Annotated in this window: 18 protein-coding genes and 5 pseudogenes; 10 read left to right on the forward strand and 13 right to left on the reverse strand. The window is 68.8% G+C overall.

The window, feature by feature from the left end; translation table 11 throughout:
- Positions 1–8: 8 nt before the first annotated feature.
- The 3 genes from ACZ56V_RS35355 to ACZ56V_RS35365 all read right to left on the reverse strand — a co-directional run bounded on the left by ACZ56V_RS35355 (position 9) and on the right by ACZ56V_RS35365 (position 1,219).
- On the reverse strand, positions 9–293 hold the full coding sequence (locus tag ACZ56V_RS35355) for a hypothetical protein (RefSeq protein ID WP_468947719.1): 285 nt from the start codon (positions 291–293) through the stop codon (positions 9–11).
- Positions 294–407: 114 nt separating this feature from the next.
- Positions 408–746, reverse strand: coding sequence for a hypothetical protein (locus ACZ56V_RS35360; RefSeq protein WP_468947721.1), 339 nt, complete (start codon positions 744–746; stop codon positions 408–410).
- Positions 743–1,219 (reverse strand): hypothetical protein, encoded by a 477-nt coding sequence (locus ACZ56V_RS35365; protein WP_468947722.1) that lies wholly within the window; start codon positions 1,217–1,219, stop codon positions 743–745. Before ACZ56V_RS35365 ends, ACZ56V_RS35360 begins: the two co-directional genes overlap by 4 nt.
- 684 nt (positions 1,220–1,903) lie before the next feature.
- Here ACZ56V_RS35365 and ACZ56V_RS35370 point away from each other — a divergent pair.
- Both ACZ56V_RS35370 and ACZ56V_RS35375 read left to right on the forward strand, forming a co-directional pair.
- A pseudogene (locus ACZ56V_RS35370) lies at positions 1,904–2,308 on the forward strand (transglycosylase SLT domain-containing protein); the annotation flags it as partial.
- Positions 2,309–2,467: 159 nt separating this feature from the next.
- Positions 2,468–3,193 (forward strand): annotated as a pseudogene (locus ACZ56V_RS35375) (chitinase); the annotation flags it as partial.
- 413 nt (positions 3,194–3,606) lie between these two features.
- Here ACZ56V_RS35375 and ACZ56V_RS35380 read toward each other — a convergent pair.
- Complete coding sequence (locus ACZ56V_RS35380) at positions 3,607–3,744, reverse strand: hypothetical protein (RefSeq protein ID WP_468947724.1); 138 nt, start codon at positions 3,742–3,744, stop codon at positions 3,607–3,609.
- 929 nt (positions 3,745–4,673) lie between these two features.
- Here ACZ56V_RS35380 and ACZ56V_RS35385 point away from each other — a divergent pair.
- Positions 4,674–5,429 (forward strand): glycosyltransferase family 2 protein, encoded by a 756-nt coding sequence (locus ACZ56V_RS35385; RefSeq protein ID WP_468947725.1) that lies wholly within the window; start codon positions 4,674–4,676, stop codon positions 5,427–5,429.
- Positions 5,430–5,543: 114 nt separating this feature from the next.
- Positions 5,544–5,988, forward strand: a pseudogene (locus ACZ56V_RS35390) (transposase family protein); the annotation flags it as partial.
- 6 nt (positions 5,989–5,994) lie between these two features.
- Here the strand turns inward: ACZ56V_RS35390 and ACZ56V_RS35395 are convergent.
- The 3 genes from ACZ56V_RS35395 to ACZ56V_RS35405 form a co-directional block, all read right to left on the reverse strand.
- On the reverse strand, positions 5,995–6,450 hold the full coding sequence (locus tag ACZ56V_RS35395) for an ATP-binding cassette domain-containing protein (protein WP_468947727.1): 456 nt from the start codon (positions 6,448–6,450) through the stop codon (positions 5,995–5,997).
- 2 nt (positions 6,451–6,452) lie between these two features.
- Positions 6,453–6,794 (reverse strand): ATP-binding cassette domain-containing protein, encoded by a 342-nt coding sequence (locus ACZ56V_RS35400; RefSeq protein WP_468947729.1) that lies wholly within the window; start codon positions 6,792–6,794, stop codon positions 6,453–6,455.
- A gap of 95 nt (positions 6,795–6,889) precedes the next feature.
- Positions 6,890–7,198, reverse strand: a complete 309-nt coding sequence (locus tag ACZ56V_RS35405; RefSeq protein WP_468947730.1) for an ATP-binding cassette domain-containing protein — start codon at positions 7,196–7,198, stop codon at positions 6,890–6,892.
- A 414-nt stretch (positions 7,199–7,612) separates the two neighbouring features.
- Between ACZ56V_RS35405 and ACZ56V_RS35410 the strand changes: the two genes are divergently transcribed.
- A complete protein-coding gene (locus ACZ56V_RS35410) occupies positions 7,613–7,975 on the forward strand; it encodes a peptidase inhibitor family I36 protein (protein WP_468947732.1) in 363 nt (120 codons plus the stop codon).
- A gap of 60 nt (positions 7,976–8,035) precedes the next feature.
- Positions 8,036–8,216: pseudogene (locus ACZ56V_RS35415) on the forward strand (transposase); the annotation flags it as partial.
- Positions 8,217–8,259: 43 nt separating this feature from the next.
- Here the strand turns inward: ACZ56V_RS35415 and ACZ56V_RS35420 are convergent.
- Positions 8,260–8,733, reverse strand: a complete 474-nt coding sequence (locus ACZ56V_RS35420) for a helix-turn-helix domain-containing protein (protein ID WP_468947734.1) — start codon at positions 8,731–8,733, stop codon at positions 8,260–8,262.
- Between the two features lie 44 nt (positions 8,734–8,777).
- Complete coding sequence (locus ACZ56V_RS35425; RefSeq protein WP_468947736.1) at positions 8,778–12,578, reverse strand: S8 family serine peptidase; 3,801 nt, start codon at positions 12,576–12,578, stop codon at positions 8,778–8,780.
- 371 nt (positions 12,579–12,949) lie between these two features.
- Between ACZ56V_RS35425 and ACZ56V_RS35430 the strand changes: the two genes are divergently transcribed.
- From ACZ56V_RS35430 to ACZ56V_RS35440, 3 genes are all read left to right on the forward strand, one after another.
- The gene (locus ACZ56V_RS35430) at positions 12,950–13,228 is read left to right on the forward strand and encodes a hypothetical protein (RefSeq protein WP_468947738.1); all 279 of its coding nucleotides are present in this window, start codon (positions 12,950–12,952) and stop codon (positions 13,226–13,228) included.
- Between the two features lie 122 nt (positions 13,229–13,350).
- Positions 13,351–13,560 carry a hypothetical protein gene (locus ACZ56V_RS35435; protein ID WP_468947740.1) on the forward strand — a complete coding sequence of 70 codons (210 nt, stop codon included), beginning with the start codon at positions 13,351–13,353 and terminating at the stop codon, positions 13,558–13,560.
- Positions 13,557–13,946, forward strand: a complete 390-nt coding sequence (locus ACZ56V_RS35440; protein ID WP_468947742.1) for a PIN domain-containing protein — start codon at positions 13,557–13,559, stop codon at positions 13,944–13,946. Before ACZ56V_RS35435 ends, ACZ56V_RS35440 begins: the two co-directional genes overlap by 4 nt.
- A 67-nt stretch (positions 13,947–14,013) precedes the next feature.
- Here the strand turns inward: ACZ56V_RS35440 and ACZ56V_RS35445 are convergent, their stop codons facing one another.
- From ACZ56V_RS35445 to ACZ56V_RS35460, 4 genes are all read right to left on the reverse strand, one after another.
- Positions 14,014–14,211 (reverse strand): S-methyl thiohydantoin desulfurase domain-containing protein, encoded by a 198-nt coding sequence (locus ACZ56V_RS35445; RefSeq protein ID WP_468947743.1) that lies wholly within the window; start codon positions 14,209–14,211, stop codon positions 14,014–14,016.
- 364 nt (positions 14,212–14,575) lie between these two features.
- Positions 14,576–15,106: a hypothetical protein gene (locus ACZ56V_RS35450; protein WP_468947745.1), complete on the reverse strand. Its 531-nt coding sequence runs from the start codon at positions 15,104–15,106 to the stop codon at positions 14,576–14,578.
- A 24-nt stretch (positions 15,107–15,130) separates the two neighbouring features.
- The gene (locus tag ACZ56V_RS35455) at positions 15,131–16,954 is read right to left on the reverse strand and encodes a ricin-type beta-trefoil lectin domain protein (RefSeq protein ID WP_468947746.1); all 1,824 of its coding nucleotides are present in this window, start codon (positions 16,952–16,954) and stop codon (positions 15,131–15,133) included.
- Between the two features lie 203 nt (positions 16,955–17,157).
- On the reverse strand, positions 17,158–17,631 hold the full coding sequence (locus tag ACZ56V_RS35460) for a hypothetical protein (protein ID WP_468947747.1): 474 nt from the start codon (positions 17,629–17,631) through the stop codon (positions 17,158–17,160).
- Positions 17,632–17,699: 68 nt separating this feature from the next.
- On the opposite strand from ACZ56V_RS35460, the pseudogene ACZ56V_RS35465 reads away from it, so the two are divergent.
- Positions 17,700–18,054 (forward strand): annotated as a pseudogene (locus tag ACZ56V_RS35465) (transposase); the annotation flags it as partial.

Below are 18,054 nucleotides of genomic sequence, written 5' to 3' on the forward strand. Positions count from 1 at the left end.
GTCAGTTTCTAGTTGAAGACGAAATCGATCAGCGGGCTCGCGGTGGCGACCAGGACGCAACCGCCGAGCACCATGCCGAGGCGGCTCATGTGTTCGGAACTCTCGCCCCGTTTGACGGAGATGGCCATCATCGTGCCGGTGATCAGCACCCCGGCCACGCCGGCGGCGGTACCGGCCCAGGCGACAATGCCAAGCACCGTGTTGACCATGTCGGAGAGTGCGGTAGGGGCTTCGCCCTCCGGCTTCGGTACGTCGACGGCCAGGTAGTTGGCGGCATCGAGCAGCAAGGACATGAGGACTCCGAGAGATTGACGCCCGGCGTGGGCCGCGGGCGTGACTTTGCAGAAGGGGGCTCAAGACACCATGGAAGGGCGAATGCGGATCAGTGGAACCGGTGAGGTGGGGCCCTACTTGGATGAGGGTGGCTGCAGGGACAGATCCCCGAGGAACTCCACTAGCGGGCCGGCGGTCGTGGCGATCAGGCACGCAAGAGCGACGAAGACCACGCCGCGGAAGTGATCGCCCCCCTCCCCGGGCTCACCTCGGCGCAGCTGGAGGGACATCCGGATGCCGATGACGAGAAGTCCGAAGACCCCGCCCGCCGTGACGCACCAGGCGAGGATGTTGAGGATCGTGGACCCGCCGTCCGAGTCCGGCGAGTAGGGAGCCACTGTAGGGGCGGGCAGGAAGGGAGTCGGCGTGGGATCCTCCGCCAGGGCCCGGACACCGCCCAGAAACCCTCTCACAAAGCGACTCCAGCACGGTTGTGGTCGCCGCCGACCAGATCGGCCAGCGTGGCGAGTTGCCGGGGAAGGGTCTTCGGCGAACGGTCCAGACGCCACGCGGGAATCCACGGCACCCTGTGCACATGGACGACGGAGCGGATGACCCTGATGCGGCTCAGCAGACTCAGGGGCAGTCGCCCCGGTGCGTCGGCGACCAGAGCCACGGCCAGCAGGTCGAGATCGTTGGGCGTACGCCCGTCGCGCAGCGCGTCGAGAGCTTGGGAGACGGACCGCAGACCGCGTGCGCTGGTCCGGCCGACCACCACGATCCGGCCTGGCTCGCCCTTGGCGGGTTCCGGCCAGCGCTTCCCCAGATCCGCGCCGCCGAGCAGGTCGGCCAGCGACGTCGCCCCGGCCCCACCGTGTGCTTTGACCCACCCGACCGCATGACGTGACCGTGCGCGAGCCGGCTTGATCCGCCCCGATCCGCCCAAGCCGAGTTCCGGGACGCGGGCGGAGACGTTTCGACGTGGCTGGGGGGTGTGCGACGAAGCGGGGCTGGTGCGGGAGCCTGGTGGCACCATGGGGTGGCGGGCGGGGTGCACGGCCGACTGGGTACGGGCCGCTGCGGTAGCCGGCTCCGCCCGCCCGCCCTCCGGAACCGACTTCTGGTCCAGAGGTTCGGCCTGGGCGGGTTTCGGCCCCCGCACCCACGACTGGGGGGCCGACGACACGGCCGGGGAAGGCCTCATCTTCCTACCCGCCTCCACTACTCGCTCGTGTTGACATCACTACGAATCGCCTTGTGCCGCGGCGATTTGAACCAGATCTCGTTCGGTTCCGTTTGGGTCTGCCGGGAGCTTGGAGCTCGGCATGCACCACAACGGGCCATGTGGCCCCGATGGTTCAACACAAGGAGAAGAAGGCGTGCGCCGATGAGTGCGGGTTCGGACGGGAGCGGAGACGGCGGCGCCTCCTCCGCCGTCAGGAACACCGCGATGGCCGGAGCCGGTCTTGGCTGCCTCATGTCCCCGCTCGTCCTGGGCGGCGTCGCCGTGATCGTGATGATCTTCGGAGGACTCGGCGTTCTGCTGGCGCCCCTCATCGCGCTGTACCTCCTCTTCACCGGTGGCGGTGGGGGAAGTGAGGTGACCGAGAGCGACGCGGCCACGACCCTGATGATCGTCCAGGGCGACGGCAAGGTCGACTTCGACGAGACCACGGTCCCCGGCGACCTGGTGGACTCCATCGAGGAGGCCGGTCAGCAATGCGACGCCATCACCGCGGTCGTCATCGCCTCCCAGATCGAGGCGGAGTCCGGATTCGACGTGTCCAAGGTCGGCCCGGACGGCAGACTGGGCATCTCACAGCTGCCGCCCATGGTCTTCAAGCAGTACGGCAAGGACGCCGACGACAACGACGAGATCAACGCACTGGACGCGGCGGACTCGATCCTGGCGCAGGGACGTTACCTGTGCGAGCTCTCTCATCGGGCCGACGAGGCGCTGGACAGCGAGGCCGTCGAAGGCAACCACCTGGACCTCGTCCTGGCCGCCTACCGCGTCGGGATGGACGCCGTCATCGCTGCCAAAGGGGTGCCCACCACGAATGATGTCCAGCAGTACCTCCTGGACATACGCTCAAGGTTCCCCCTGTACGCGGGTATCGGCGCGCCGCCCCCTAGGGCCACACCCGACAACGACGGACCGCGTGACGAGTCCGACGGCGGCGGGGACAAGGGGCGATCAGAAGGAGGTGGCGAGAGCGACTCGGACACGGAGGAACCGGACAGGGGATCACCGGGCAGTGGGAAACCGGAGGAGGAGAACCCCGACCCGGAGAACTCCGCGGGGTTCCCGGTCGACGAATCCCAGTTCGGCAAGATGTTCCCGAACCGCAACCCCTTCTACACGTATCAGGGCCTGGTGTCGGCGCTGTCAGCCTATCCCGCCTTCGCCAACACCGGAAGCGACACCCTCCAGAAGCAGGAAGCCGCAGCTTTCCTGGCCAACATCTCCCACGAGACCGGTGGCCTGGCTCATGTCGTGGAGCAGAACACCGCCAACTACTCGCACTACTGTGACGGGACCAAGCCCTACGGCTGTCCCGCCGGGCAGGACGCCTACTACGGCCGGGGGCCCATCCAGCTGAGCTGGAACGTGAACTACAAAGCCGCCGGCGAAGCCTTGGGAATGGACCTGCTCAACAAGCCTCAACTGGTCGAGGAGGACGCGACCGTGGCGTGGAAGACCGGGCTGTGGTACTGGAACACCCAGAGCGGACCCGGCACGATGCCCGGCCACTCGGCCATGGTGAACGGGGCCGGATTCGGCGAGTCGATCCGCTCCATCAACGGCGCCCTCGAATGCAACGGCGGCAATCCGGGCCAGATCGAGAGCCGCGTAGCCAATTATCGGCATTTCACGCAAATCCTTGGGGTGCCGGTCGGTGACCATCTAACTTGCTGAGTCCGAAGAAATGACGGCGGCAGACTCCCAATTCCCTCACCAGCACATCCCACGCCTTCATGAACCTGTTGAAAGGTGGAAAAGTCTTGTCCACGCCAGACATCCAGGGGGACGATCAAGGAAGCCGACCGAAAAGGCCACGATCCGGCCGAGCGGTGATCAATGGTCTGAAAAGTATCGGATCGCGGATTCTGAGAGTCCTGAGATCTCGCGCCACGACGGGCACCGGCGTCGGGATGATGCTCCTGGGATTGGCCATGAGCGCCACCGGAATCGGAGCGGTCGCGGGAGCGCCGCTGATCCTTGCCGGAGCGGTTGTCGCAGGAGGATCTTCCCTCGCTCTGAGGTACACGGCCGGGCAGGCGCAGGAGCGACACCAAAAGAGTCCTCCGCCTCGGTCCGACCCTCAGCCATCACCGTCGGAACAGCATTCCAACGTGGCTTCCCATCAGGCGGTTTCTTCCGATCAGATGGTCTCCAAAGCCGTCGCTGATCTTCTTGCCGCCATCGGCGCGACCGTTGCGAACACTCGGCAGGCCCAGCAGCACCATCACGTGAACTCAACCGCGACATTGCGTGTCGGGCCGCACGATGCGGGGCCTTCGCGGATTCCTCCGCCAGCCATGAGCTCCGAGATGAGCGAGGTACCTCATCCACCTCTGAAAGCAATCGTCGAGACGGTCAGATCAACGCCAGGCCTCACGAGCACCTCGTCGCGGTCCTCCCATGAGCAACCGCAGACGAACGGGCTCTTCGAGCCGCCGGAATCGACTTCCGAGAGGTTTCGGGAGACGCCAGACAGCATCGCTGCGAATGCCTCTTCGCGTGACACCGGCCCCATGGGCGAGGAATCACTTAAACTCCCGATCATCCTGACCAGTGAAGCGCAGAAGGTCCTGCAACAGCTGAGCCGAGGCACGAGCGCTCCGGCTCCGCGGAACGCGCCCTCCCCCGCGCGAGGCCCCGTCGGCGCTACTCACCTCAGCAACACCTCCCCTCCCGGGACTCGGCGTTCGGGAAGGTAGCGCATACAGGCACAAGGGTCGACGATGTGCGCCCGTTGACGGTCTTGGCGACGACATCACCGCAGGTGACGACACCCCCACTCGCAACTCGCGAGCGACTGCACGCTGTTCCCGCAGACGGGTCACGGCTTCAGCCTCTTCGCCGGCCGGACCCCACTCGGGCACCACCTCCCCGTGGTCGTCGCTGCCTCCCAATCCGCGCGGCGGGGTCGGCCAGACGAGAGCGATGGGCGTTGACCGTCTTCTCGATCGCCTGACCGAGGTTGGCCACAGGTGATACCGGTCGACGACCTGCTCGGCCTCCGGTGCCCGATCCGCGCATTCCCGCTGATTCGTTTCAGGAAGATCTCATGAGCCACCGATGGTCGGGCGGTCGAGGTCTCAGATGTCCCGTTGCCAGCCGACCGGACCGAGCTCATTTATACGACTCCGTTGGATCGGTGGTAGTAGTGCCGGTGATCAGCATCATCACCCCCGTCTACGACGGCGGACATCAGTACTTGAGTGAGGCCTATGCCTCCCTCACCCAGCAGACACTGCCGCGCCGCTGGTCCTGGGAGTGGATCGTGCAGGAGGACGGCCGCAGTCGTCGCCCGCTCAGTTCACTCCCTGACGATCAGCGCGTCCGGTATGCCGTCGGGAAGGAAGGCGGAGCTGGAGTTGCTCGGACTCTTGGCCTTGGCAGAGCTACGGGATCCATCATCCGTGCACTTGACGCTGATGACCTTCTCACCGACGGCGCCCTGCAGCGCGACATCGAAGAACTCACAGCGCATCCTGACGCCGGCTGGTGCGTCTCTGGTGCTTTGGACTTGCTCCCGGACGGGCGCCTCATCCCCGGACCCTACGATCCTCCCGCCGGATCAATCAGTTACGAGGCCCTGCGCGAGGCGTACGAAGCGAACCAATTCCCCATCGTCGGTACGCATCTGGCAGCACGAACCGACCTCGTCCGCGCGCTAGGAGGGTGGCCCGCTCTTCCTGCCCTTGAGGCCTTGGCTTGCGTGCTCGTATGCGCCGCAGTGGCACCCGGACGGATGCTTGACACCCCAGGTGGCGTCTACCGCAAGCACAACGACCAGACCACAGCGCATCCAACGTATTGGCAGGAAGTCGAGTTCTCGACGATGCGTACAGCGATCCTGTCCCGACTCGATTCTCTTCGGCGCTCCCAATGGCGCTGGACACCACGCCCTCCGGAGGACCACTAATACCAGCTATCTCGATTATCACGCCGATCCATCAGGCAGGCGTCAAGTATCTCCCGAGTGCATACGAGTCACTCACCCGCCAAGAGGTGCCCACGGGGTGGTCGTGGGAGTGGCCTCGCCGAATGCGACCGGGTCGCGACTCACGCGCGGATACTCCCACAAGCACCCCCGGCACGGTGCGAACGTGCAGGTGCTCCCCGATCCGGACGGCCACATGCTGTGGCTCTCGCCCGCGCTGCCGGACCAGGCTCACAACCTGACCGCCGCCAGCACTCACCGGATCAACCTCATCTGCGAGCGCCAGGGCTTCCCTGTCCTGGCCGATCTCGCCTACCAGGGCGGCGGCCCCCGGCTGACCACGGGCATCAAACACAGGCCCCTGCAGGAACTCACCCCCACCGAGAAGACCCTCAACCCAGCCCTGGGCGCAGCACGGGCACCAGTCGAACACGGCGTCGCCCGCCTGACGTCCCGGCGGATCTACCACAGATCCCGGTGCAGCCCCAACCGCATGACGTCAATCACCCAAGACGTCCTCACTCTGGAGCGGCAACACTGAAGAACCTCAGTGGTGGCCACGCCCACGTCCAGCCGAATGGGCCGGGCCGCCAACACTTCCCGGAGACCTGGTGGTGCTGTGGCCGCGACGCTCTCCTGCCGGAGTGGGGGGCACGGCGCTCAGCCCGGAGGCGGCCGCGGCCCGTCCCGCCCCGTAGCCGCCCAGGCGCAGGTTCTCCTCGATGCTCAGCCCGGCGAACACGCGCCTGCCCTCCGGGACGAGCACCAGGCCCGCCCTGGCCCGCCGCTCGGCTGGCCAGCGCGTCACGCCGCGGCCGTCGAACTCGACGGTGCCGCGCCAAGCACGGGACAGACCCGCAATGGTCCGCAGAAGGGTGGATTTCCCCGCTCCGTTGGGTCCGACCACGGTCGTGGCCCGTTCCGCGGCCACCGCGAGGTCCACTCCGTGCAGCGCCTCGACGCGGTCGTATCCGGCCGCCAGCCCCGTGACCCGCAGCACCACGGTCACAACTCCTCGCCCGGATAGGCGGTGCGTACGGCGGGGGCGGCCGCAACCCGCTCGGGCACGTCGTCGGCCAGCAGCCGCCCGCGGTCCAGGACCAGCACCCGGTCCGACACCGCGAACACTCCCGCTACGTCGTGCTCGACCAGCAGCACGGTCACGCCCTCTGCCGCGATCTCGGTGAACAGCCGCGTCAGACCGGTGCTCTCGGCGCGAGCGAGTCCGGCGAGGGGTTCGTACAGCAGCAGCACCGCGGGGTCGCCCGCCAGCGCCCTCGCGATCTCCATTCGCCGCTGGAGCCCGTAGGCGAGACTGCCCGCGGGCCGGTGCGCGTAGGACGTCATCCCCACGCGTTCGAGTAGCGAGAGTGCGGTGCGGCGGTGGGCCGCGAACCCGCGCCTCGGGCCCGCCAGCCCCAACACGTGCCTAAGTGAACCGCTCAGGTCCGCCCGGTGCGCGGCACCATGACGTTCTGCAGCACGGTCAGCGAGTCGAACACCTGAAGGTTCTGGAACGTCCTGGTCACGCCGAGGCGGGCGGTGCGCACGGGTCCGGCACCGGTCAGTTCGTGGCCGTTGACGCTGATGGTGCCCGACGTGGGGGGGACCACTCCGGACAGCGCGTTCAGCAGTGTCGTCTTCCCGGCGCCGTTGGGCCCGATCAGCCCGAGGACGCCGCCTGTCGAGTGGGAGAGGGTGAAGCCGTCCACGGCCGTGACGCCGCCGTAGCGCACGGTGGCTCCCGACATGTCCACCACCGCGGTCACCAGCGGTCGCCGGTGGTGCGTATGCCTGGCACTGCTCTTCCTTGCCTTGTCCGGCCCCGCCTGGAACTCCCCTCCCTGAGCCACTACGACGCGGGGGCCGGTCCGGATCGCTGTCCGTCCGCGCCAGGCCCTGTCGTCAAATTCCCGTCTGCTCGGCCTGTGAGTGTGTCCCGTCAACTCCCCTGTCCGGGGAGTATCGGGACCTCGACGCATGGGCGTTGAACTGACGCAGGTTCCTCGCCGTTGTACCGGTGAGGTCGACTGCGGAGGGGGTGGTCATGTAGTCGCATGAAGTGCCTGACCATGCGGGAGTAGTTTACGTAACCATGGTGCGCCCCCGCATATTCGCGTTCGGTAAATTCTCGAGTCGAAAACTCCAGTCATGAAGGAAGATTGATGAAGAAGACCGTCATCTCTGGTGCTGTCGCTGCTGTGTTTGTCACGGCAGCCTCGGTCGTCGCAGGAGGGGTGCCAGCGAGTGCCAATCCGCAGCAATGTCCCAGCGGGTATGTATGCGTCTGGGCCGACAGCAACTACGAGGGGCGCTATCTCTTCGCTCCAGGGACTGAGCTTTCCAACATCGGTAACTACATGAACGATCTGACAACCTCGGTGTGGAACCGCACCGGTTCCCGGATCTGTTTCTACCCGGACGACAACTGGCGCGGGGAAACGCTCGGAATCGTCACCGCAGGCGGTTCGAGCCCCAATGTCGGAAACGCCGCCAATGACAAGATCACTTCATGGCGGGCCTGCTGAGAAACAGCCTCGATCTGATGGGTTGCCGGATCCTCCGGGGGCCCTCTTCGCGTCGGGGGCACGAGCGGCCACGCCCCGGCCAAGCGGGTGCCCGGCCGCAAGCGCGGACTGGCCGTGGACGTCCTGGGCCTGGTCATCGCAGTTGTCGTCCTTGCCGCGAACACCCATGACAACGCCGCGGGCATCGTTGTGCTGGGACCAGGTCGCCGAGCACGCCGGCGCAACCGTCCGCAAGGCCCTGTCCAGCAGGATCGAAGGCGGCCTGCCGGGACGCGGCTCATCACTCAGCCGTCCAGCCGCAACCGGATGAACCTCGACCGCCAGCCATACACCGTTCCCTGCGACACACCGAGCTCAGCGGCGATCTCCTGGTTCGTCCCGACTTCCGCGCACCGCAGCACGATCCTCGCCCTCAGCGCCAGGAACTGCGCGGTCTTCGCCCGCCGCTCCAAGCGCGTCAGCTCCACACGCTCGGCCTCGCAGAGCACCAGCTCCGGCTTGCGCCGGCCCGGCCGCGGCTCGTCCACCAAGCCCAGCATCCGCCGGTCCACGAACCGCGAACGCCACTTCTTCACCGGGTCCGCGGTCACCTTGAGATCCGTCGCCACACGCGCATTCGGCACCCCGGCCGCAGAGGCCAGAACGATGCGGGCGCGCTCGGCAAGACGACGCTCCACCGCCCCGTCCACCCAGCGCGACAACTCGGCGAACTCCGCATCGGGCAGCCTGACTTCAACAGCACGGGGTCCCGGCGACATGACAACACATTCCAGACTCAAGGCCGAGATTCCGGCGCATCACACTAGCCTCGGTGCAGATACGCCCTCGTCACGGTCTGACGGACCTCGTTGCCGGCCGTGTCTCTGGCCGTGACGCGCAGGGTCACGAACGCGTCGCCGCGCGTCCGCGGCGGCTTGGTGACGGTGGCGTCGAACCTGCCCCCGCCCCGGGCCCTGGTGGGCGCGGCGGTGAAGTGCGCGCTGTCGTCGTAGGAGACCTCGACGCGTACCCCGACCCGTCGTGGCGCGTCGAGCCCGTCCTGGTGCCGCACCGTCAGTCCGAGTATGTACGCGCGGCGTTGTCCCACGCTGTTGTGCGCGTCGACCGGTGCCCTGTAGTCGACTTGCAACAGCGGCAGCGGCGCCGACTTACCGGTCGCGCCGGAGCGGAACGACCAGATCGTGTCGGTGGCCGTGGCGTACCGCCACTCGTCGGAGGTGCGGATGGTCCTCAGCCGCAGGCGGTAGTCGGCGGTCCCGGACGGCACCTGGACGTCCTGCCAGGCGTCCGCGAGGTCGGCCACCTTCTCGCCGTCGCACACGAGTTGGGCAGCGACCGTTTCCGGGGCCGCCGACGCGCACGACCCGCCGGGCAGGTCGGGATCGGTGATCGCGCGGGACCAGTGGCCCGTCCCGGAGCCGGTGAACTCCGGTATCCGCAGCCTCAGTACGTCCCCGTCCCGCGTCGTCGGGGGTACGGCGCCGCCCCGCGGGATCGAGGGCCGTACGACCGCCCCCTGCCAGGTCTCACCGGTACCCTGGCCGGCCCGGTAGGTGCGGGGAGCGTTCCGCATGCCGATGTCGAGGGGCGAGTCGATGTCCTCCACCGCCTCGTGCAGCACCAGATGCTGCCACTGGGTGTCGCCCGCGCTGACGTACTCGGTGCGGGTGAAGCCGGTCGGGACGTAGCGGGGGTACTGGAGCCACGCGTATTCCTGATAGGGCCGCCAGGAGTTGCGCTGTTCCGTCGCCCAGGACAGACCGCCGTTGTCGGCGTACACGGAGCGCACGACGGCGCTGTTGCGACGCGAGACCGTGTGGGTGACATGCTGCGGAATGCCCTGCGAGGACACCTGGACGACGTCGTAGAGGTAAGGGCTGCGCGGTGTGCCGGTGAACGCGACCGCGGTCCTGTGCCGTTCGATGCGCTTGAGCAGCTCGGTGCCGTCGGTGAGGCCGACGCGTATCAGCGGCACGGGCGTGCGCGCCCCGTTGGGCGTCCACCGGGTCCAGGCGTTGTCCTCGTAGTGGACGAGCAACACGGCACGGGCGCCCGCGGCGGCGGCTGCGTCGGTGATCTCCCTCTCGCTCTTCCCGTCCCCAACGTAGGTGACGACGGCAAGCTTGCCCCGCGCAGAGCGGAAGTCCGGTGTAGCGGTCGTGCCGGCGGCGACGGCGGTCAGCCGTGCTCCGCGCGGGTCGAACAGGGCGGAGGTCGGCTCATAGAAGAGGTTGAGGCCGCGAGGGCCACCGACGACGTCGGCCCTGAGCATCGGGGCCACGAGCTGCCAGCGGGAAGTGAACTCGAAGGTCCCGTCGGTGATCCGCTCGGTGGGGCTGACGTACAGCTCGCGGGCGCTGTCGAAGTACATGACGCCCTCGGTCCAGGCGTGACCGTCGATCTCACGGTGCGTCTGGTAGCTCAGGACGCCGCGCTGTTCGGCGGGCCGGGGGGTGCGGATCTCGACCTTGGTCGTCCTGCGGGGGTCGACGACGACGGTGGTGTCCTTGGTGACCCTGACGTCGGGCAGGACGACGTGCCGCAGTGTGTCCTCCCCTCCCGACTGCTCCACGGTGCCGGAGGACACCTGGTAGGTGCCTTCCTCGACCTCGGCGACGCCGTTCTCCCAGTCCGTGTACGGCACGAAGCCCTCGGCGCCCTGGATCACGGGGAAGTTCTGAACGGGGTGGCCCGCGAGGTCGTAGGAGACGACCCGGAGTTTGTGCACGGGACCGCGCACACGCAGGCTGAGCGTGGTGTGGACGACGGTCCGGCCGTCGGCGGTGGTGGCTGTGAGACGGCCGTAATACCGGCCGTGCGCCGCGCGGGAGGGTGCCACGGTCAGGGGCACCTCGGCGGTGCCGTCTGCCGGGACAGTGAGGCGCTTCGTCCGCGGGTGCACGGCCGCGGGACCGGCATCGCGGCCGGTGGCGGTCGCCAGCCGGATGCCGAGGTCGAGAGTGACGTCGCCGCCGGAGTGGTTGGCGTAGCGCACTGTTCGGGTGTGGGTGCCGGTGTCCGCCGTGTCATACACGCCCAGCGCCTGTGTGCCGGTGGCGACGACCGGGGTTCCTATGGCGGTCCCGAGGTCGATGCGCCCGCCGCCCTGTTCGGTGACGCGTTGACCAGGCATGGTACGGGCAGTGCTGATCAGCGCGTCCTTGAGGCGCGGTGCCGTCCAGTCGGGGTGCTGCTGGGCGAGCAGCGCGGCCGCTCCCGCGACGTGAGGCGTGGCCATGGAGGTGCCGGAGGCGGCGACGTAGTGGTCGTCGACAACGGTGCCGAGGGTGGTTCCGGCGGCACGCGCGGCCACGATGCCCACGCCGGGCGCGGTCACATCGGGTTTGACCGCGTCGTCGCCGGGGCGGGGCCCACGGCCGGAGAAGTCGGCGAGGGTGTCGTCCCGGTCGACCGCGCCGACCGTCAGGGCCGCGTCCGCGGCGGCGGGGCTGCCAATCGTTTTGCTTTCGGGTCCGCTGTTGCCTGCGGCGACGACGAACAACGCGCCCGAGGTCTTGGAGAGTTCGTTGAGGGTCTGGCTCATGGGATCGGTGCCGTCGCTGGGCGCGTCGGAGCCCAGGGACATGTTGACGACGTCGGCGCCCTGGGCGACAGCCCACTCCATGCCGTCGATCACCTGCGACTCGCTTCCGGAGCCGTCGTCGCCGAGGACCTTGCCGATCAGGAGATCGGCACCGGGGGCGACTCCCTTGCGGCTGCCGTGGGAGGCCGCGCCCGAGCCGCCGACGGTGGAGGCGACGTGGGTGCCGTGTCCGTTCCCGTCGCCGGTACCCGTGCCGGTGGAGAAGTTCTTCGCCCCGCTGATGCGTCCGGCCAGGTCGGGGTGGCCGACGTCGGCGCCGGTGTCCAGCACCGCGACCTTCACGTCGTCGCCCTCGTAACCGGCCTTCCACGCCTCGGGGGCGCCGATCTGGGCGGTGCTGCGGTCCAGCGAGGCGTGTACCCGGCCGTCCAGCCAGACGCGGGGGGCGGTGGCCGCGGCGGACACCTTTCCGGGATCGGCGGCGAGGCGCTTCCAGAACGCGCCGAGGTCGTCGGCCGGGACACGCAGGGCCTCCGCGCCGAGGGTCTCCAGGTGGCGCGTCCGCGTTCCGTCGGCGGCCAGCGCGGTCAGCCGGCGCAGGGCGGCATCCCCGGTGTTCCCGGTGTCGTCGGCGCCTTGGGGGCTTTGGACGCCGCTCACGATCAACGGCAGGGTGTCCGAGTGGGACTCGTCGTATCCCTGGGCGAGCAGGGAGGTGACGTCGAACAGGCCGCGGTCCAGGCGTCCGGTGGCCAGCAGGGCCTTCGCGTCGGACGGGAGGACCAGCAGGCGGCCGTCCACTTCAAGGGTGCGGAAGACAACGTGCCGACGGCCCTCCCCCGGTGTCACCGAAGCTGTGTGCCAGCCTCTCGCGTCCGTCGTCACCGTGACGCGGTCGCCGGTGATCAGGCGCACGGTGGCACTGCCGCCCGGTCCCTTGGCGGCGATCCTGCTGGTCGTCGGCGGGCCGCCGTGGCTGTCCGCCGCGACCCGGGTCACGGCGGACAAGGCGAGGGCAAGACCCGTCACCACCGCCGCCGCTAAGCGCATCCGTCTCATCAGTTCTCATGCCTTCCGTTGTGCTGCACGGCACGTTGGTGCCGCCGTCGCCCGCCGGCCGTACGCCGTACTTGCGCACACGCTCCGTCGCCGCCCCGGCCGGTGTCACCGGTTCGTCCTGGCGCGGATGGGACATGTCGCAAGGACGACACGTCCATGGTGATCACGACCGGCTCAACGGGACGGCCGGACAACGGGTTCACGGCCTGACCATGCCGTTCACGGCACTCACTGGGCAGAATGCACAGGATTTCACCACCGTGCAGCGAACCACCCGGTGACAGCCGCGATGTCGTGCCGTGGAGTTCACGTGCGACACCTGTACGGACACCACAGGAGGATCAGATGTCTCCCAGGACGACCACCGGAAAATGGTGGAAGGGCAACCTCGTCGAACCGTTCGCCGCGCGGCCGGGCACGAGCGGTCCGTTCCGGGGCCGTGTGCGCTCGAGCCGCGAGATCGATTCCGGGGTCCCTCGCTCAGTGACGAGGCGATCGGATGGCTGGCCCACCTGAACCGCAAGGTCGACTTCGGCGGTACCTGGACCATCGAGGACACGCCCCACGAGTCGTGGGACGACTGGTCGTTCACCTCGTTCGGCAACTTCCCGCGCTACGACCTCACATGGAGCCAGTGGTCACTGGCCTGAGGGCCGAGACGACCCGGCATGGCGAGAGGCCTACACGAAGGTCCTCGGCTTCGCGAGCGACCGGTGCCTGGAGTACTGGTCGCTGTGCGAGTGGCTCGAGCACCGGGGCGACGACCCGATGCGTGACGCCTACCCGCCGGAATGGCTGGAGCCTGCCCACCGCGACCGCGCTCACACCCTCGCAGTTGCGTGAGCGAGCCGAGCGCACGGACGCGTTCCTGGCCGCCAAGTTCGGGCACCGGGTCGACGACGAGGAAGTCGGCGCTCTGCGTGAACGGATGCGTCTGGCGCAGAGCGCCGGTGAGAACCGGCGCCGGGGCACAGCGGCGTGATCGTCGAGCACTACGTGCTGGACAGTCGCACACTTCTTGCCCTGGGGGGGGGCAACAAGCAGATCTCCGGGCTCATCCACATCGCTGCGGGGGATCCAACGGTGCGTTTGTGGGTCCCTGTCGTGTGCGTGCTCGAGGCCGAGCGGGAACGGGCCGGGATCGTCGACTACCTGGGCGTCCTCGACGTCCTGCATACCCTGGACGCCGACTACGCGACGGTGCACACGATCGCCGGCCTGTATCGCCGGAATACCCCCTTCGGCGTGGGAGCCGCCGTGCATGCCGCCCAGCCCACGTTGGACCGCCCTGACGGTGCTCTCGTCGCCACGGTCGCGCCCGCCGACTACGACGGCCTCGCAGCCGCGGTCCTGGACCTCAACCGGTAGGGTGCCACCGCTTCTTCCCGCGGCCGTCCCTCGCCCTCGCCCGAAATCTCCGAGGAGCAAGTCCCGCTCACGGCAGGGTACGCTCCTCGCAGTCGAAGCCGTAGGCACGGGGCGCAAGCGTCGGTCGTCGGCGGGGGTGGCACGGATGGCACCAGAACGCGGCCGGAAGTTGCAGGACGACGACGTCGCGGCCCGGTCGTACCTGGTCGCAGGAGACCGGGACGCCGTTGCGGCGGTCGAGCACGTCGGGCGTGGTGGCGGCCACCTCGCCGTCCGCAGGACCATCAGGTACTCGTTCTCCCTCTCCAGGCGCAGGGTCCGGCCAGTACCCAGCTCGGCGACGGCGACGGTCCCACGGGCGAATCCGGGACGGCCCTGCTGAGTGGGGCCGGGCCTGCGCCGTGCGCCATCCCCAGCCGGTCCGCGCGCAGGAAGTGGCCCACCTCCGACCGGGCCGCCGCGAGTCTGGCCGCGTCACCGGCCTCGCCGAGGGCCGTGGCCAGGCCGCCCCAGTCCGCATGGGGCCTGCCCATGCCCATGTCAGCCTCGACGGTCCGCCGCAACGTGCGGTGGGCGTCGCGCAGGCGCCTCGGCAGCAGGTCCACCTCGTCGGCGGCGGGTTCGTTGTCTTACGTCGTCCAGGCCGCCCAGCCGTTTCCGTACTCGACCACCACCGCCGGGATGCCCGACGCCTCGAGAACCCGCGTGCTGTCGAGGCGACGCGCGATCGTATCAATGTCCGGTCCGGTGCTGAGGCTCATGCCCACGTGCCAGCCCGCGAGCGCCCAGCCCGCGTCGGCCGCCCGTCGGTGCAGGTCGGAACCCGGGTCCCTGTTCAACCGCAGCAGATCGCCAAGGAGCGTGCCGCGCGACCGGACGTCCCGCTCCAGGCCGAGCCGGTGGGAAAGGAGCCAGCGCTGGATCGCACCGGCCGCCACGTCCAGTGCCTGCGCGACGGCGTCCGCGCGGCACACCGAGCCCGGCGGAAGGTCGACGGCGAGCCACTCACTGGCCCGGCTCGACGCGGCGTGCGGCACGGGGTGGACGAGCACCGGCCCGCGCTCGTGCGGGGTGCGGCCCGGGACCGGAAGGATCTCCGGCCCCGGCTCACCGGGCGACAACCGGCTGGCGAGGCGTTCGCCCTTGGGGGCACGTCGCAAAGTGGCCGACCGGAGAACGGCCGCTCAGGCGACCGGCCTGACCGTCCAGCGCTGGTTCTGCGCCCCATCGCACGGGGCGATCTTCACGCGGCTCCCCAGGGCGGAGCCGGGGTCGGCGGTCTCGAGGCACTTGTTCGTTCCCTGGGCGACGACCTCACCCGTGCCGGACAGGGCGAACCGCTGATTCGCGCCGCCGTCACACTCCCAGATCTGCAGCAGCGTCCCGTCCGCGGTGGCCCCGTCCGGCACCTCGAGGCACTTGCCGAGCGCCTGGACCGTGCCACGCGAGCCGACGTACCACTGCTGCGCACCCGTACCGTTGCAGTCCCATAGCTGCACCTTGCTCCCGTTCACCGGGTTCGACGACGGGACGTCCACGCACGTGCCACGGCTGTCGACGATTTCGTTGACCTGCCGGTCGCCCCCGTTGTCGTGACCGGAGACCGTCCAGCGCTGGGCGATGCCGTCGTTGCACGTGGCGATCTTGACACGGTTGCCGTCCGCGTTCTGAAGGCACTTGTTCGTTCCCTGGGCAACGATCTCACCCGTGCCGGACAAGGTGAACCGCTGGTTCGCGCCGCCGTCACACTCCCAGATCTGCAGCAGCGTCCCGTCCACGGTGGCCCCGTCCGGCACCTCGAGGCACTTGCCGAGCGCCTCGATCGTCCCCTGGGAGCCGACGTACCACTGCTGCGCACCCGTACCGTTGCAGTCCCACAGCTGCACCTTGTTCCCGTCCGTCCGATCGCCGGACGGGACGTCCAAGCACTTGCCCGAGGAGTGGACGATCTCGCCGACGTTTCCGCCGTCCAGCATCTCCGCCCGACGGTAGATCGTCTCGGCGGATCCGCGCAGCGGCGCGTAGTACTCGCGGTCTCCCGCGCTCGCCGAGAGGGCGCCCACCGCCAGTCCCGTGCCCGTGCCGGGGTCGAATTCCGCGAGTACGGGGCCGCCGCTGGCACCGCCGGTGTGCACACAGCCGATTCCGAGCATCGTGGAGTCGGCACGTCCCTCGTCCGCGAACTGGATGCCCTCACAGTGGTTCATCCACTCGTGGTTTCCCTCGGCGTCGGACCCCCCGTATCCGAAGGTGTGCACACGCATGCCAGGTACCGCGGTGTTGAAGGACAGGCCTTGGCCGCCGACGACGTCCACCAGGGACCGGGTGTTGTATCGGGACACGACGACGAACGCATAGTCGTAGTTGAGGTTGCCGCCGCTGCTCACATAGTCCGCGTCATGGAGGAGCTGAGCCGCGGTGAAGGTGCCGAAGGGCCGCTGGCCCTCGTCGTACCCGGGGACAAAGACCCAGTTCCGGTACACCTCGCCCGTGCTCGCGTCCACGACGCAGTGCCCCGCGGTCAGGAGGGTCGACTTGTTTGCGCTGTTCACCGCGGACGCCGAACAGGTGAAGAGGCCGCCGTCGGCCCGGCTGAAGAAGACCCTGCCCGCCGTGCTCGCGACCAGGCCGCCACCCGTCCACCGCGTCGGTGTGGAACCGTCGGCGGACGCGAGGGACGTCGACGCGACGTGAGGGGAGGTCCTCCCCAGGGCCGGAGGGACCTCGAGGGCCGGTCGCCCTTCGTCGTTCCGTCCCGTGGACTGGCTGTCCGACCCGGCTGATCCGGTGGCGGGGGGCGTTGCCTCCTTGGCGGTTCGCATGCGTTCGGTGGACCAGAACGACCGCGCGGCCTTCTGCTCCTCCTCGGACACCGAGGTGGTGTCCACGCGGAACGGCGCGGAATCCGAGGGTGGTGCCGAGTGGGGGGCTGCCTGGGCGACACCGGTCAGCACGCCCGACAGGCCGAGTGCGAGTGTTCCGACATAGACGGCAGTACGTTTCAGCAACGGATCTCCGAGTCTGGGAATCACCGGTTACGCCGCCTCTCCGCGGCAGCGCTCGACCGCACAACGTCCGCCGCGGTGAACGGGTTCACTCCTGTCCGCGCTTCCCCGGTGAACGGGAGCGGGCCCGGTGGCCGACGAGACAGTCGGCCACCGGCCCGTTGCTCGCACTCGCCCCGTCCCCACAGGCTCGCGAGCCCGTCATTTCACCTCTCGTCGCCTGCGCCCGGTAGACGCGGCGGATGCTTGTACCCAGAAAGTGATGTCGGCACCGTAGACGTGCAGGGAGATCGCCTTGCAGGTGCCGCCGTTCCAGACCCGGTGGGGGCACGACGAGAGAACGTCTTCTGCCGCAAGGCGACGTCCTGGCGCCACAGGGCGGCGATCTGGTTCTCTGTTAGAGCCTTGGTGCGGTCGGGCGGTGCGGGCCGCCGCTCGATGCCGATCGCCGGGTCCCCGGCGATCCAGCCCTGGCGCTGCCACCAGCCGATCGCCTTGGCGATGGACAGCTCCCGGTTGACGGTGTCGGTGTCCATCTCGTCCGCCCGCTCCGCCGCCAGTTCGGCCAGCACCTCCGGCAGCGCCGGGTCGTCGATCGCGGCGGCGGGGAAGACGGGCGGCTTCGCTCCCCGGCGGGCCGGGCCGGTCGGCGCCGCCTCGCCGGCGAGCATCCACCCCACGTCGTAACTGGCTCTAACAAAAGCTGCTGATCATGAGACGGTCGGCTGCTCTGCTTGTAGGTCTGGGTATGGGAAACCGTCAGTCGCGGCCGTGGATCGTGTCGGATGAACTGTGGTCGCTGGTTGAGCTGTTGCTGCCGAAGCCGGGTCCGAAGAAGGTCGAGGGCAGACCGCGGGTGCCGGACCGCCAGGCGCTGTGCGGGATCCTCTTCGTCCTGCACACCGCATCCGGTGGGAGTACCTGCCCCAGGAGCTGGGCTTCGGTTCGGGGGGACGTGCTGGCGGCGCCTTGCGGCCTGGAACGAGGCCGGCGTCTGGGACCAGCTGAACCAGCTGCTGCTGAACGAGCTGCGGTCGAAGAACCGGCTGGACTGGGAGCGGGCGGTGATCGACTCCTCGCACGTGCGGGCCGCCCGACGGGGC

It is taken from the genome of Streptomyces sp. NPDC034099 (genome assembly GCF_055575415.1).